At 65.8% G+C, this 14,857-nt stretch carries 12 protein-coding genes; 4 read left to right on the plus strand and 8 right to left on the minus strand.

All coding sequences use genetic code 11. The annotated features are described in order from the left end of the window. Positions 1–470: 470 nt before the first annotated feature. Positions 471–2,825 (minus strand): heavy metal translocating P-type ATPase, encoded by a 2,355-nt coding sequence (locus tag BLEFHOIH_RS21775; RefSeq protein WP_245297143.1) that lies wholly within the window; start codon positions 2,823–2,825, stop codon positions 471–473. A gap of 87 nt (positions 2,826–2,912) precedes the next feature. On the opposite strand from BLEFHOIH_RS21775, the gene BLEFHOIH_RS21780 reads away from it, so the two are divergent. After that, positions 2,913–3,188, plus strand: a complete 276-nt coding sequence (locus BLEFHOIH_RS21780) for a metal-sensitive transcriptional regulator (RefSeq protein WP_088348465.1) — start codon at positions 2,913–2,915, stop codon at positions 3,186–3,188. Between the two features lie 271 nt (positions 3,189–3,459). Further along, the gene (locus BLEFHOIH_RS21785; protein WP_088348154.1) at positions 3,460–5,103 is read left to right on the plus strand and encodes an MFS transporter; all 1,644 of its coding nucleotides are present in this window, start codon (positions 3,460–3,462) and stop codon (positions 5,101–5,103) included. Positions 5,104–5,134: 31 nt separating this feature from the next. On the opposite strand, the gene BLEFHOIH_RS21790 is transcribed toward BLEFHOIH_RS21785, so the two are convergent. Next, entirely contained in the window at positions 5,135–5,956 is an 822-nt protein-coding gene (locus BLEFHOIH_RS21790) for a GntR family transcriptional regulator (protein ID WP_088348155.1), read from the minus strand. Between the two features lie 519 nt (positions 5,957–6,475). On the opposite strand from BLEFHOIH_RS21790, the gene BLEFHOIH_RS21795 reads away from it, so the two are divergent. Then, positions 6,476–6,940, plus strand: coding sequence for a hypothetical protein (locus BLEFHOIH_RS21795; RefSeq protein ID WP_125461851.1), 465 nt, complete (start codon positions 6,476–6,478; stop codon positions 6,938–6,940). Between the two features lie 113 nt (positions 6,941–7,053). Further along, positions 7,054–8,202, plus strand: a complete 1,149-nt coding sequence (locus BLEFHOIH_RS21800) for an MFS transporter (protein ID WP_125461852.1) — start codon at positions 7,054–7,056, stop codon at positions 8,200–8,202. On the opposite strand, the gene BLEFHOIH_RS21805 is transcribed toward BLEFHOIH_RS21800, so the two are convergent. The 6 genes from BLEFHOIH_RS21805 to BLEFHOIH_RS21830 form a co-directional block, all read right to left on the minus strand. Then, positions 8,199–8,996, minus strand: coding sequence for an IclR family transcriptional regulator (locus BLEFHOIH_RS21805; RefSeq protein WP_088348158.1), 798 nt, complete (start codon positions 8,994–8,996; stop codon positions 8,199–8,201). The genes BLEFHOIH_RS21800 and BLEFHOIH_RS21805 overlap by 4 nt on opposite strands. A 68-nt stretch (positions 8,997–9,064) precedes the next feature. After that, entirely contained in the window at positions 9,065–10,594 is a 1,530-nt protein-coding gene (locus tag BLEFHOIH_RS21810; RefSeq protein ID WP_088348159.1) for a tripartite tricarboxylate transporter permease, read from the minus strand. 4 nt (positions 10,595–10,598) lie between these two features. Then, positions 10,599–11,012 carry a tripartite tricarboxylate transporter TctB family protein gene (locus BLEFHOIH_RS21815; protein ID WP_088348160.1) on the minus strand — a complete coding sequence of 138 codons (414 nt, stop codon included), beginning with the start codon at positions 11,010–11,012 and terminating at the stop codon, positions 10,599–10,601. Continuing rightward, complete coding sequence (locus BLEFHOIH_RS21820; protein WP_088348161.1) at positions 11,009–11,992, minus strand: tripartite tricarboxylate transporter substrate binding protein; 984 nt, start codon at positions 11,990–11,992, stop codon at positions 11,009–11,011. The genes BLEFHOIH_RS21815 and BLEFHOIH_RS21820 overlap by 4 nt, the downstream gene beginning before the upstream one ends. 288 nt (positions 11,993–12,280) lie before the next feature. Next, positions 12,281–13,588: a pyridoxal-phosphate dependent enzyme gene (locus tag BLEFHOIH_RS21825; protein ID WP_088348162.1), complete on the minus strand. Its 1,308-nt coding sequence runs from the start codon at positions 13,586–13,588 to the stop codon at positions 12,281–12,283. Beyond that, positions 13,585–14,772, minus strand: coding sequence for a Xaa-Pro peptidase family protein (locus BLEFHOIH_RS21830; RefSeq protein WP_088348163.1), 1,188 nt, complete (start codon positions 14,770–14,772; stop codon positions 13,585–13,587). Before BLEFHOIH_RS21830 ends, BLEFHOIH_RS21825 begins: the two co-directional genes overlap by 4 nt. Between the last annotated feature and the right edge of the window lie 85 nt (positions 14,773–14,857).

The raw sequence follows: 14,857 nt of genomic DNA on the forward strand, positions 1-14,857 counted from the left end.
CCATCCCCCTCCCGTAAACTCACCCCCGTTCCTTCCCCGGAGGGACGCAGGGACTCGAGACCGGCTCGCCATGTGGGGATGGAATTGCGGCGCCTGAGGAATCCGCGAGGGACCCGCCAGCGCTTAACGGCGCCCGGCCTTGCGGTGGGTGTAACGGACCCGCACTCGGGGGCTCGATGGAACGGCCCTCCTGCCGCTGGGATGCGGCAGGGCTCAGGCCATGTGACGCGATTTCGCGTGATGCGCCAGCGGCGTGATGGCCTTGGTGTGCATGGACCACGCTCGATAAGAGCGCCGGACAGAGCTTGGAATACCGCCGCGCGCGGGCAGCCCGCAGGCTGCACTTTATACCAATACGGACCAGCCAACCGGCGGCCCGCGCGTCCCTCAAGGGACGGATGACCGAACTGCCGCCGAGCCTCGCGGGCAAAAGCCCGGCGAGGGGACCGGCGCTGGCGCGGCGGCGCGCCTCAGATCGCCGCCCGCCGCAGCCGGAGCGCATTGCCGATCACGCTGACGCTCGACAGCGACATCGCCGCCGCCGCGATCATCGGCGACAAAAGCAGCCCGAACAGCGGATAGAGCAGCCCGGCCGCGACCGGGACCCCGGCGGCGTTATAGACGAAGGCGAAGAACAGGTTCTGCCGGATGTTGCCCATCACCGCCGCCGACAGTTTTCGCGCCCGCACGATGCCGGCGAGGTCGCCCTTCACCAGCGTCACGCCGGCGCTCTCGATGGCGATCTCGGTGCCGGTGCCCATGGCGATGCCGACATCGGCGGCGGCGAGCGCGGGCGCGTCGTTGACGCCATCGCCGGCCATGGCGACGACGCGGCCCTCGGATTTGAGCCGCGCGACCACCCGCGCCTTGTCCTCGGGCAGGATGTCGGCCTCGATCTCGTCGATGCCGAGGACGCGCGCGACGGCCTCGGCGGTGGTGCGGTTGTCGCCGGTCAGCATGACGATGCGCAGGCCCGCGGCGCGCAGGGCGGCCAGCGCCTCGGGCGTCGAGGCTTTGATCGGGTCGGCGATGGCGAGGATGCCGGCCGGCGCGCTGTCGATGGCGGCGAAGATCGCGGTGGCGCCGTCCGCGCGCAAACGCTCGGCCTCGGCGGCGAGCGGGGCGGTGTCGATGCCGGACGCCTCCATCATGGCGCGGTTGCCGATGACGACGCGGCGGCCATCCACCACGCCGCTGACGCCCTTGCCGACGGGCGCGTCGAACTCCGCCGCCTCAGCCAGCGTCAAACCGCGCGCCGTGGCGGCCTCGACGATGGCGGCGGCGAGCGGGTGCTCGCTGGCGCGCTCAAGGCTCGCGGCGAGGCGCAGCAGCTCGTCCTCGCCGATGCCGCCGGACGGGCGGATGGCGACCAGCGTCGGCTTGCCCTCGGTCAGCGTGCCGGTCTTGTCGATGACGATGGTGTCGACCGCCTCCAGCCGCTCCAGCGCCTCGGCGTTCTTGATCAGCACGCCGGCCTGCGCGCCGCGCCCGACGCCGACCATGATCGACATCGGCGTAGCGAGTCCGAGCGCGCAGGGGCAGGCGATGATGAGCACCGAGACCGCCGCCACCAGCGCGAAGCTGAGGCGCGGCTCGGGGCCGAACACGCTCCAGGCGATGAAGGCGAGCGCGGCGGCCGCGAGCACCGCCGGCACGAACCAGGCGGAGACCTGGTCGGCGAGGCGCTGGATCGGGGCGCGGCTGCGCTGGGCTTCGGCGACCATCTGCACGATGCGCGCCAGCATGGTGTCGCGGCCGATCTTGTCCGCCCGCATGATGAAGCCGCCGCCCTGGTTGACGGTGCCGCCGATGACGCGCGCGCCGGGCGCTTTGGTGACCGGCATGGATTCGCCGGTGACCATCGACTCGTCCACCGCGCTGCGGCCTTCGAGCACCTCGCCATCGACGGGAATGCGGTCGCCGGGGCGCACGCGCAGCCGGTCGCCGGCGGCGACGAGCTCGAGCGCGATGTCCTCGTCGGAGCCGTCGGCTTTGATGCGGCGGGCGGATTTCGGGGCGAGGTCGAGCAGGGCGCGGATGGCGCCGCTGGTCGCCTCGCGGGCGCGCAATTCCAGCACCTGGCCGAGCAGCACCAGCACGGTGATGACGGCGGCGGCTTCGAAATAGACGGGGACCGCGCCATGTTCGCCGTGCAGCGCATGCGGGAAGAGGCCGGGGGCGAGCGTCGCGGCGACGCTATAGCCCCACGCGACGCCGGTGCCCATGGCGATCAGCGTGAACATGTTAAGATTGCGCGTCACCAGCGACTGCCAGCCGCGCTCGAAGAACGGCCAGCCGGCCCAGAGCACGACCGGGGTGGCGAGGAGGAGTTGCACCCAGTTCGAGGCCGGCGGGCTGAACGGATGCCAGCCGAACAGGTGCCCGCCCATCTCCAGCGCGAACACCGGCAGCGTCAGCGCGAGGCCGATCCAGAATCGGCGCGTCATGTCGACGAGTTCGGGATTGGGGGCGGCGTCGGCGGTGACCAGTTCGGGCTCCAGCGCCATGCCGCAGATCGGGCAGGAGCCGGGGCCGATCTGGCGGATCTGCGGATGCATCGGACAGGTGTAGATGGTGCCTTCCGCGACCGGCTCGGCGGGCGCGGCAGTCTCCGGCGACAGGTAGCGCGCGGGGTCCGCCTCGAATTTCGCCCGGCAGCCGCCGCAGCAGAAATGATAGTTGTGCCCGTCATGCTCGGCGCGGTGCATACTCGTCTCCGGATCGACGCTCATGCCGCAGACCGGGTCTTTCGCCGCGGCGGGCGCTCCGGAGTGGTGATGATGGCCGTGAGACTGGTCGGGCGCGGCATGGTCATGGGGTGTCATCGGAGATCCTCGCATCGGCGCGCCGGGCTATACCCCGGCTGGGTATTTTGCGTTGACATTTATACCCCCGCAGGGTATCTGTCAATGATGCAAGTCAAGACGAAAGAATCCTGCGCCAAGCGGCTGAGCCGGGTCGAGGGGCAGGTGCGCGGCATCGCCCGCATGGTCGAGGACGACCGCTATTGCATCGACATCGTCACCCAGATCGGCGCAGCCCGGGCGGCGCTGCGCCGGGTCGAGGAGGCGATTTTGCGCGATCACGTCGCCCATTGCGTCGAGCACGCCATCGCCAGCGGCGACGCCGAGGAACAGCGGCGCAAGATCGCCGAGCTGATGCAGGTGCTCGCCCGCACCGAGCGCTGAATTCCGCTGATGCAGGCATTTTTCCGGCGGCATTTTGGCATCTGATATGTTTCGCCTCTTTACGCGCGCGGCAACCCCAATATAGATTAAGAGTTTGCGCCGTAAAAACCGGCGGCAAAAGAGTCCGGGCGCGTTCCACTGAGGGCTGGTCAATAAGTTGCCGTTCCTATAAGTTGGCACCGCAATCCGTTGGGGCTGGTGGAATAATAACAAGCATTTAGGGTGAGCGCCGTGCCTCGCCCCTGCGCCAGTTGGGTTTGGGGGAGGGTCTATGCGTTACGTCGCTGCTGAACGTGCGGCAAAGCGGCCGGCGATTGTCTTCGTAAGCCCGGCCGAGCACCGCAGGGTCGTCTTCGCCTCATCGCTCGGGACTGTATTCGAGTGGTATGATTTCTACCTCTACGCGACGCTGGCGCCCTTCTTTGCTTCGCTGTTTTTCCCGCCCGGCAATGACACTGCGGCTCTGCTTTCCGCCTTGGCGACCTATGCGGCCGGCTTCCTGATCAGACCTTTCGGCGCCATCTTTTTCGGCCGCATCGGCGACCAGATGGGGCGCAAATATGCGTTCCTGATCACCATCGTGCTGATGGGCACCTCGACCTTCGCCGTGGGCCTGCTGCCGACTTACGAGCATATCGGCTGGCTGGCGCCATTGATGCTGGTGCTGCTCCGCCTCGCGCAGGGATTCGCGCTGGGCGGCGAATATGGCGGCGCGGCCACCTATGTCGCCGAGCACACGCCGGTTTCGCAGCGCGGCCTCGCCACCAGTTGGATCCAGACCACGGCGACCGTCGGCTTCCTGCTGTCGCTGATGATCATCGTGCTCTGCCGCTCGTTCATTCCCGAGGACCAGTTCAAGAGCTGGGGCTGGCGCATCCCCTTCCTGATCTCGATCGTGCTGCTGGTCTTTTCCGCCTATATCCGGCTCAAGTTGAACGAGTCGCCGCTCTACCAGCACATGAAGGAAGCCGGCGAGATCTCGCGCGCGCCGATCTGGGAGAGCTTTTTCCGGCTCCCGAACGGCTGGTACATCTTGCTGGCCCTGCTCGGCGCCACCGCGGGCCAGGGCGTCGTCTGGTACACGGGACAGTTTTACGCGCTGTTCTTCCTGCAGATCACGCTGAAGATCGATTATGACGCGGCCTATCTGATCATGATGATCGCGCTCCTGATCAGCACGCCGTTCTTCGTGATCTTCGGCTGGCTGTCGGATAAGATCGGGCGCAAGCCGATCATCCTGGCCGGCTGCCTGCTCGCCGCGCTCACCTATCTGCCGATCTTCACGGCGCTGACCAAGGCGGCGAACCCGGATCTGGCCAATTTCCAGCGCAACGTCAAGGTCACGCTGACGACCGATGCGAGCACTTGCCAGTTCCACCTCTTTGTCGGCCCGTGGTCCGAGTTCTCCGATTGCGACCGCGCCAAGGATTATCTGACCAAGCTCGGCCTCTCCTTCGAAACGCTGGACCGGCCCGGCGCGCCCGGCAGTATCAAGATCGGCAATCTGACGGAGCTGCCGATCGACCGCTGGGACGCCAGGAACCGCAAGGACAATGTGCTGATGGCCCTCACCATCCAGGGCTATCCGCTCTCCGCCGACCTCGCCAAGATGAACATGCCGGTGGTGGTCCTGCTGCTGGTCTTGATGATGATTTATGTCTGCATGGTCTACGGCCCGATGGCGGCCTTCCTCGTCGACCTCTTCCCGACACGTATCCGGTATACCTCGCTGTCCTTCCCCTACCACATCGGCAACGGCTGGTTCGGCGGTCTGCTGCCGCTGGTGGCAACCGCAATGGTGGCGGCGTCGGGCAACATTTATTACGGCCTTTGGTACCCGATCGGCATCGCCCTGATGACCTTCGTCGTTGGCCTGATTTTTCTGCGCGAGCGAATCGGACGGCCGCCAAGGTGAATGCGCTGCGCCGCAGGCATCCGCCCAGGCGCTACCGGCTCGAGCCTGGCCGCAAGAGCGGATAGGCTTCGTAGATCTTATGCTGCCGTGTGCTCGCCAGGGCGTGCATCTTATGCGTCTTGGCCTGGAAGCGCTTCTGAAGTTTCTCCAGCGCCGCCTGGTTTTCGCCTGCCTGGAACAGCCTGACCCAATCGTCGAGCTCCTCGGCGGCCAGATCGCTATCGGCGCATTCGAGCCAGAGAATTCGGCTGATGCGGGTGCGCTCGCATAGATTACCGACCAGTTCGGTGAACTGATCGTTGCCCAGTGGCAGGACGAGGTGCCGATACAGCTTCTCCCGCGCGATCGCCGCCGCCAGTCCGGGTGACAGACGTTCTGTGTGGCCATTACCGTTCAGCGGCGGTGCCGTTAGCTCGGCGGGAAACTGAAACGGCTTTCGGCTGCGTGTTTCAACGGCGCATTTCAGCAGGCAGAACAGCAGCTCGAGAATCTTATTCTGCTCCGTGGGAATGAACTCCTTGTAGAAGAATCCGCGCCCGGGCTTCGGATCGATGAGATGCTCGGCGGCAAGCCGGATCAAGGCTTCGCGGATCGGAGTGATGCTCATGCCGAAGTGGCGCGATAATTGTCCAATCTGCAATCGTTCCGGCGGCCGGATCACGTCGCAGAGAATGTAATCCTTGAGACGACGATAGACGTCGTCGGACAGCAAATCGTCCTGCTGGGCGTGATCCACAGGGCTCATGCTTTCGCTCACCGGAAAAAAGACGCGCGCGCCCGCTATTGCTGGGGCTAGATGCTCGATGCGCGGGCCAAAGGAGTCTTTATAGGAGGTGATGGCATCCTGGGTCAAGGTAAATTGCGACGGATTGTATGGGATGACTAAGATTGATAATGCATAGGTTAGATATGATAACACGAATTTCTTTGTTATATTGCTGTCACTGACCGCATGACTGGATCGAATTGCGCGTAAAGCATCATCAAGAATGGTCAATACGTTCAAACACTTCGGTTGTGAGTACTGCTTAGAGCGGCGGCTTTGCTGCGTTGCCGCCTCCGGGTCCCACCTCTCCGGGCACCCGGAAAAATCGCCCAAATCCGAAAGGCCGTTCGTCGATATCTCCGCAATAAATTAAGTTGGAATATATTCTTTACTGCCGCTTTTAAGCGCCTAACTTGGCTACTCACCAAATGTGAGTGGTAAACGGCAATGTTGAATACTAAATCTCGCCTGCTTCCTGGAGCAACGGGGCGGGCAGGGGCGGCTGTTGTCGAATGCGATGTGCTGCGCGGCGTGTTTGAAGATCAAAATGGCCGCCTCCGGCAAGCCACAGTGGTCTTATCGGCCGGGAGCCCAGGCGCGCCGGTCTTGCTGGCCGCGGACAATGGCACCGTCATCGATGTGCTCGGCCGGTTTCCGGGGCTGGCCATCCTACCGGTCACGATACCGGCCCGGCATCCTGTCGCGGCCGGGCCCCTCCCCCTGCCGCGCTATGATGGCGCCGAGATCGAGACATTTCACCTGCTGCGATGCCTGTTGCGCCGCGCCATCCGCGATGCCGATTCCTGGCTGCTCGGACAGGTCGCGACATCGAGCGCGCGCATCCATCAGCGCCGCCAGCCAAAACCGGGATTTGATGCCTTGCTGAACGTGGCAGCGAGTTTCGATGCCATCGGCGTCGCCGTTGCGGCCGGAAACCGTGCGGCGCTGCTTTTTGATCCGGGAAAGCAGGACCTCGAATGGTCGATGCACGCTGCCGCAAGGGCCTTGCGGGAACTCGGCATGGGCTGCGTCGTCGATGCACCGTCACGCTCAATCCGTCCCGGGCTCTAACCGGAGCTGCACGCGTGTCATCCGCAGAGCATTTTGCGCGCGACGGCCTGGCCGGTCGCGCGAACGCCTCCCCGCCAGTTATGGAGCGGCGAGCGATTCTCGTCGTTCTGGCATTGGGCATCACACAGATCATCGGCTGGGGTTCGCTGCTGTTCATGCCTGCTGTGCTGGCGCGATCGATCCAGGCCGATCTCGGCATGTCGCCGGAGATGACTTTCGGCGGCGTCGCGCTGATGTATCTGGTCGGCGCGCTGGGAGCCCCCGCCGCCGGGCGGTCGATCGACCGCTGGAGCGCGCGCTTCGTCATGGGCGCCGGATCAATGGCGGCCGCCACCGGCCTCATCTGGCTCGCGCACGCGCAAGGACCGGCAGGCTATCTCGCGGCCTGGGGCCTGCTCGGCGTGACCTGCGCCTCGGCGCTGACCAACGCGGCTTGCGCAGCGATTGCCCAATCGGCCGGGGGCGCGGCCTTGCGCGGCGTCACCGCTCTGATGTTCGTCACAGGGCTCGCCGGCCCGCTGACCCTGCCGGCGGTTTACTTGCTGGACGGCGAACTCGGCTGGCGGGGCGTGTGCCTGCTGCTGGCGGCAATGCATCTGGCGATCTGCCTGCCGCTTCACCTCGCATTGCCCGGGCGGGCAACCGCGCACGCGCCCGCACCCTGCCTACCCCCAGATGGCTGGACTTGGCGCTGCCAGCACGAAGCCTTTCCCCTGCTTTCCGTCGCGCTGGGGCTGAATGTTTTCGTCACGGCCGGGCTCTCCGTCCACCTCGTCGGGCTGCTGCGAACGGCTGGGTTCGCCGACGCGACAGCCATCTCATTGGCGAGCCTCGTCGGCATCGCGCAAGTCGCGGCGCGGGCGGCGCAATTCACGGCGGGACGGCATTGGCTGCCGACAAGCTTCGCCCTGACCGGCGCGGCGCTGCTGCCCGCCGCGATGGTCGTGCTCCTGCTGCCGCTCGCGCTGACGGCGGCGGTCGACGCCGTTTTGGGCGGGATCTTCGTGCTGCTGCTCGGTCTGTCGAACGGGCTGATGATGGTGGCGCGGGCGGCCGTTCCCGTGCAGATCTTCGGCATCGCGCAATTCGGCATGTGGACGGGAAAGCTAGCCGCGTTCCAGAACGCCGCCGCCGCGATCACCCCGGTTGCCTTCGCGGCGGTGCTTGGCAGGGGCGGCGCGGTTGCGGCATTGCTGCTGGCGGGGATCGCCGCGCTCATCTCGCTGACGGCGGTGGTCGTGATGATCCGGCGGAAGGCTTAAGCCGCGTTGAACTGCCGGTCCGGCTGAGGCAGCAGAGATTGCGGGCAGCCGAGGCCGCGCGACAATCTGGATGCCGCATCCAGCACCAGCCTCGCCGGCGCGCGTAAATCCGGCGCCGTCGCGGCACTTCCCGCGAAGGCCACGCTGAGGCCCGCGACCACCTCGCCATCCGCATTGCGGACCGGCGCGCCGATGGAGATCACGCCGGGCAGATTTTCCTCGAGCGAGGTCGCATAGCCGAGACGCCTGACCTCTTGCAGGCTTTCGATAAGCGCGGGCAGGCTGACAATCGTCCTCGGCGTGAGCTTCAGCAGCGCCTCCTTGCCTAGGAGTTTATTGACCGCCTCATCGCTCATCCCGGCGAGCAGCGCTTTGCCCATCGCGGTGCTGTGGAGATAGGCCGCCTCCCCCGGGATGGCGGTAATCGCAATCGGCCCGCTGCTCTGCACGGCAAGCAGGTAGACCGCGCTTGCCCCGCGCACGCCGCACAGGAAGCCGCTCAGCCCATGCTCATTGGCGAGCACCTGCAATTCGGCATTGGCGCTCGAGATCAGCTTGTCGTGCCGCAGCAGCGAGCTGCCCAGGCCCAGCGCGCGCGGCCCGATGCGGTAGCGCCGGGTCTCGGCGACCTGTTCCAGATAGTGAAACTCCGTCAGCGTGTTCACCAGCCGCTGCACGATGGTCGTGCTGATCTCGAGGCGGCGCGCCATCTCTCGCACGCCGAGGGCGGTCGGCGAAGCGTCCAGCAGTTCCAGGACCATCAGGCCGCGCTCAAGCGATTGGCTGGTATTCATTCAAATCCCGAAAGGAACGATGTTCCGATAGTTGAGAGATCGCCCGGCGCTGTCAAGCCGGGCTCCCGTTATTCGGCCGGCAAAGTCGGAGCCTGCGCGATCTCGGCCCGGCCCCGCCCTAGGAACCTCAAGGCATAGGGTCCGACGATGACCGCAGCCGCCGCAACCAGGAACCCGAGGCTGATCGGGCTTTGCAAGAACACCACCGGATCGCCGAAGCCGATGATCAGCCCCTGCCGCAGATTCTGCTCAAAGAGCGGCCCCATCACAAACGCCAGCAGCAAGGGGGCGACGTTGAAATCCGCCTTGCGCAGCACGTAACCGAGGACACCGAAGCCGATCATCGCGGTGACGTCGAACAGGCTGTTGTTGAGGCTAAATGCACCGATCACGCAGAAAGACACGATCAGCACCGCCATGATGCCGCGCGGCACCCTGAGCAACGCCACGAACAGGCCAATCAGCGGCACGTTGAGCACGATGAGCATCAGATTGCCGACGAACATGCTGGCGATCACGCCCCAGAACAATTCCGGATGCTCGACGATGAGCTGCGGTCCGGGCGTCACGCCCTGGACCAGCAGCGCGCCCATGATGACCCCGATAACGGCGTTGGCGGGAATGCCAAGGCACAGCAGCGGAATGAAACTCGCCTGCGCGCCGGCATTATTGGCCGCTTCCGGTCCCGCGACGCCCTCGGGCGTGCCGGTGCCGAAGCGCTCGGGATGACGCGAGATGCGCTGCTCGAGCATGTAGCTGGCAAAGCTGGAGATCAGCGCGCCGCCGCCCGGCAGCAGGCCGAGGAAGAAGCCGAGGACGCTGCCGCGCAAGGCAGGCCCGACCGAGGCCCGCGTTTCGGCGCGGTTGGGCAGCAGGTCGCGGACGCGCGTGCCGTAGCGCAGGATCTCGCTCTTGCCGTCCCGCTCCTCCGCCATGGCGAGCACTTCGCTGAGCCCGAACAGACCCATGGCGACGATCGCGACGCCGAAACCGTCCCGCAATTCCGGCACACCGAAAACATAGCGCTCCTCGCCCGAGACCAGATCGACGCCGACCGTGCCGAGCAGCAGCCCGAGCGCGACCATCGCCAGCATGCGGATGCGCGAGCCCTGCCCGATCCCGAGGATCAGCGTGAAGCCGAGCACCAGCAGCGCCGTCTTCTCGACCGGGCCGAAGGCGAGCGCCATGCCGGCGACTTGCGGTCCGACCAGCGCGATGCCGAGTGTCGCTATGATCCCCGCGCCGAAGCTGGCGAAGGCGCTGATGCCGAGCGCGGCGCCTGCCCTGCCCTTGCGCGCCATCTGATAGCCGTCGAGGCAGGTGATGACGCTGGCCGCCTCGCCGGGGATCTTGATCAGGATCGAGGTGATCGAGCCGCCATACATGGCGCCGTAATAGATGCCCGACATCAGGATGATGGACGAGGTGCGGTCGAGATAAACCGAGATCGGCAGTAGCAGGCTGATCGTCGCCGTCGGCCCGAGGCCGGGCAGCACGCCGACTGCGGTGCCGACCAGACAGCCCAGGAGCGCGACCAGCAGATTAGTCGGGGTCAGGACGATTTCGAAGCCCATGCCGAGATTGTGGAGGATTTCCATGCGGTCACCAGAATATCGGCTTGGGGAGGGCGACGTGCAGCAGCCGGTCGAACAGCAGCCAATTGCCGAGCACACTCGCCCCCGTCACCGCCGCGACGGTCGGCATGCGGAAGGCTTCGACCAGCCGCAGGATGATGGCGGTGAACAGCGCCAGCGCCGGGAGCATGCCGAGCAGCATCACCGCCGGAGGGATGGCAACGAGCCCGACGGCGTAGCAGGCGGCGCGAGGCAGATTGCCCGGTCCTTCGGCGCTGCCCGGCTCGCGGGTGAAGGAGCCCAGGCTTGCGAGCAGCAGGATGACCGCGGCAGCCATCGGCAGGAGGCCGCTCCCCGGCGCGCCGTAGGACCAGATTTCAAGCCCGCGCCCCAGATAGAGCGCGAGCAAGGCGGAGATGCCGAGTGCGAGCGGGCCGATCATGGCGACCCCTTGGTTTTCAGGCCGAGTTCATCGATCTGCTCGCCGAGCTTTTTGTAATTCTCCTCGACATTGGCCCTGAATTCCGCACTGGAGAGATAGATCGGGCTGGCATTGGCGGTGGCCAGCGCGGTCTTGTAGGCCTCCGAGCCGGTCATCTCCTTGATCAGCCCTTCCCAATAGGCGACGACGTTCTTCGGCAGCTTGGCCGGACCGAACAGGCCGTAAAGCGCCTCGGTGGCGAGCGGATATTTCAGCTCCCTGAAGGTCGGCAGGCTTTCGTAGCCGGCAAGCTTTTCGGTACCGGTAAAGGCCAGCAGCCGCACCCTTTTGGCGGCAACCTGCGGCCCGTAATCGGCCGACACCACCGCCTCTATGTGATTGCCGAGCAGCGCGGTGATCGCCTCGGAGCCGCCTGCGAAGGGCACGAAGGTCGCCTTGATGCCCTCTGTGCGGAAGGCGGCCTCGACGGCCAGATGGGCGATGCCGCGCACGCCTGCCGTACCCCAGCGCAATTTGCCAGGATTGTCCTTGGCGAATTTGATCAGCCCGGCCCAATCGGTGATCGGGCTTTCGGCGGCGACGTAAAAGGCGATCGGGATATAGGCGTAGATGGAGATGAAGGTGAAATCGGCGAGCGTCTGGTAGGGCAGGCTCTGCAGATGCGGCACCGTCAGGAACGGGCTCACCGAATAGAAGCCGAGCGAGGCGCCGTCGGGCACGGCGCGGGCGACCTGGCTCGGGGCGATGGTGCCGCCGGCGCCGGGCCGGAATTCGACGCCGACCGCGATATTGCGTTTGGTGCGGGCATAGTCGGAGACGAGGCGGGTGAGGATGTCGCTGGCGCCGCCCGCCGCGAAGGGCACGTAGATGGTGACCGGCTGGGTCGGATAGTCCTGCGCGGCTGCGCGTCCAAAAATGCCGGGGATCATGCTGCCCGCGCCGAGTGAGGCCGCGGCGAAGAGAAAATCGCGTCTCTGCATGGTTTGGCTCCGGTTCTGTTGACCTCCCGCACCGCTGTATTCGCCCGCATTGATCCGATTATCGGGACAGCGTTACGATATATCTCACTAAAATATTATCTTTGGATGTGGCTGTCAAATATTATGACAGTATTTTGACATCTATGCGGGCAGTTGCGCGGCATCGCACCAGGATCTGACATAGATCACGGTTGTAATACGCATTTTTGTTTGGATATTAATAAATAGATACCCAAGCTGAGACGCGAGGGTCGCGCCCAAGACTTGCAGATCAGGTGGCGATCAGCGCTAGCCGGCGGATGTCACGATCTTCTTCCGCTCGTCCGGCGACGTGCCGAAACCGTAATGCTCTTCGAGATAATCCAGCGCGTTGTCCAGCGAACCGCCGGTAGCCGGCAAGGGCCGCGCCTCGGACAGGGAGCGGTCCAGATCCTTCAGCCCGCTTGCGGTGACGACGGCCAGCACGGTTTCGGCTGGCTCGATGACGCCGCCGGCGCGAAGCCGTGCAATGGCCGCCAGGGGCGTCACCGAGGCCAGTTCAGCAAAAATCCCTTCGCTGGCGGCGAACTCTTCCTGCAGGCGGATCAGCCCGTCATTGCCGATCGCCACCGCCGTGCCGCCGGACTGCCTCAACACCTGGAGCGCCTGGAATGCCCCTTGCGCCGCACCGATGGAGACCGCCAACGTGTCGAATTCGGCATCGACCTCGGGCACGAGATCGCCGCCCACGGCCAGCGCCGCCCTCAGCGAGCCGAAGACCTCCGCCGCCGCCATTTTCGGCAGCCGGGCGATGACGCCGCGCTCGTGGAGATCCAAAAAGCCCTGCCACATGCCGAACAGCGCATCGCCATAGCAGACCGGCATCACCACCCAATCGGGCACATCGCCATCCATCTGCTGCGCGACCTCATAGGCCAGCGTCTTATAGCCCTCGAGGCCGATGGGATGGCTGCCGACCACCGGCGCGCGGAAAGGCGAAGTGACGAACCAGCCGAGCCGGTCGACCGCGTCGGCGAGCAGAGGCCAGCGCGCCGATTTCGACGCCAGCGGCAAGACCATCGCGCCATATTTGCGCGCCTGCGCCAGTATCGGCCCGGCGCTATGAGCGTAGGTGACCATGACACAAGGCAATCCCGCTCGCGCGGCATAGGCGGCGAGCGAGGCGCCCGCATTGCCCGACGAACTGGTGGCGACGATCTTCGCCCCCATCTGCCGCGCCGCCGAGATCGCGACGGTGCTGAGCCGGTCCTTATACGACCAGGTCGGATTGCGCGTCTCGTCCTTGAGCAGCAGCCGGCCGACGCCGAGCCGCTTGCCCATGGCAGGCGCGGCGAGTAGCGGCGTCATGCCCTCGCCGAGCGAGACCGCATCGCGAGCGGCGACCGGCAGCATCGCCTCATAGCGCCAGAGGTTTTGCGGGCCGCCTTGCGTGGCGGCAAAATCCCATCCGGCGCGTGTCTCGTGGGAATAGGCGACGCGGAGATTGGCCGGCGCATCGCTTTGGCAATCGAGACAGCCGCGCGAATCCAGCACGAGTTGGAGCGGCGAGGCGCGGCCGCAGCGGATGCAGGCATATCCTGCGAGGGCCTTGCTCATAGCATCACCATGCTGCCGTCGGTCTGCATCAGCGATTCCACCCCGTCCGCGCGTACCACCAGCATGTCCTCGACCTGGAGGCCCCAGGCGCCGAGTTCGTAATAGGGCGTCTCGACGCAGAGCACCATGCCCTCCTCGATGGTCTCGCTGCTGTTCGGCCCGAGGTCCGGCGCGTCATAGCCGTCGAGGCCGATGCCGTGGCCGACATGGGTGCGCCGGTAATGCGGCAAGCCCTCGCGGCGGACGGTCTCGACGACGGCATCGAAGAGGTCACGGACCGCAAGGCCCGGGCGGAGGATGTGACAGGCGCGGCGGACGCCGGCCTGCAGCGCGCGGTGATAGGCGGCGGCTTTGGCAGATGGCTCGCCGAGGACTCCGATGCGAGCGATGTCGGAGCGGTAATGCGCGTAGCGGCCGCCGACATCGAAGCGGATGATCTCGCCGGGGCGCAGCGCCCGGTCGGAGGGCTGGACGTTGGTCATTGCGCTGCGGGTGCCGAAGCCGATACAGCCGAGCACGGGCATGCCGCCTTCGAGCACGGTGCGGGCGTGGAAGGCGAGCGCCAGATCGCGCTCCGTCGCGCCTTCGCGGGCGATCTCGAGCGCGGCGGCGATGGATTGCTCGGCAATGCGGGCGGATATTCGTAAGCGTTCGATTTCTGCCTCGGTCTTCACAGCACGGCAGCGGCGGAAGATGCTGTCGGCGGGCACGAATTGCGCGCCGGGAAATGCGTCGCGCAGGGCGGTCAGGTAGCCGGGTGTCAGGCCGAGCTCTTCGACGCCAATGCGGGCGGCGGCCAATCCGCCGTCGCCGATGGCGTTGCACAGCGCCGCCAGCGGGGTGCGCTCGTCGGGCAGCGCGTAGAGTTCGGCGTGATGCTGATCGATGGCATCCAGCACGGCCTCCTCATCGCGCTCGATGACAAAGTCGCTAAAGCGGCGAACCTGCCGGACCCAGGGCTTCTGGTCCGCGATCAGGTCAAGCATCGAGGTTCCGGTGATGATGACGGGCTCGCCGAGCTTAGGATCGGGCAAGAGCACATAGGTCTGCGGCCCGCGCCGCACCCATTGGGACAGCGCCCAGAATCCGCTGCAATAGGTGACATTCTCCGCGCTCGTTGCGACGACGGCTTGAAGCCCATCGGCAGCCATCAGACGGCTCAGTCGGTCTGCGTTCAACAGCATCGACAGCCTCTCGATTGAGCGCGGGCGCCTGAACTGGGGGCGCGCCGCGAACGCAAAATGTCCCTATATTCGGAACGATGTTCCT

The organism is Rhodomicrobium sp. R_RK_3, from assembly GCF_002198715.1.
Taxonomy (GTDB): domain Bacteria; phylum Pseudomonadota; class Alphaproteobacteria; order Rhizobiales; family Rhodomicrobiaceae; genus R-RK-3.